The 615-nt window shown below is 45.2% G+C and carries 1 protein-coding gene; it reads left to right on the forward strand.

What is annotated here, in order from left to right:
• Window positions 1-367 precede the first annotated feature (367 nt).
• A complete protein-coding gene (gene mokC / locus RTW80_RS26870; protein ID WP_000809172.1) occupies window positions 368-520 on the forward strand; it encodes a type I toxin-antitoxin system toxin MokC in 153 nt (50 codons plus the stop codon).
• Window positions 521-615: the final 95 nt, after the last annotated feature.

Consider the following 615-nt stretch of genomic DNA (forward strand, 5'->3'; position numbering starts at 1 on the left):
TAGAAACAGAAGCCACTGGAGCACCTCAAAAACACCATCATACACTAAATCAGTAAGTTGGCAGCATCACCCAGCTTGTCGTCAATAATTGCGATAAAGAGATAAATTAAAGTTAAATAATTAAATCATTAAAAAATTACGCCACAAAAATGCGAGGCGTCTTCAGGATTAGAATCGATAAAACAGAATGGGTTAAAGAGAGCGATATAATAGCGGCGGGTGCTTGAGGCTATCTGTCTCAGGCATTAGCTGAACGGCAGATAGAGAAAAGCCCCGAGTGATATTTTACTATCAACCCGAGGCCCCCTATATGCTGAACACATGTAGAGTGCCTCTTACTGACCGTAAGGTCAAGGAGAAGAGAGCAATGAAGCAGCATAAGGCGATGATTGTCGCCCTGATCGTCATCTGTATCACCGCCGTAGTGGCGGTGCTGGTAACGAGAAAAGACCTCTGTGAGGTTCACATCCGAACTGGCCAGACGGAGGTTGCTGTTTTCACGGCTTACGAATCCGAGTAAGAGCAACGGCGGGGAGTGATCCCATAAGCGCTAACTTAAGGGTTGTGGTATTACGCCTGATATGATTTAACGTGCCGATGAATTACTCTCACGAT

Origin of the sequence: Escherichia sp. AM3 (assembly GCF_032029835.1) — a bacterium.
Lineage (GTDB): Bacteria > Pseudomonadota > Gammaproteobacteria > Enterobacterales > Enterobacteriaceae > Escherichia > Escherichia coli.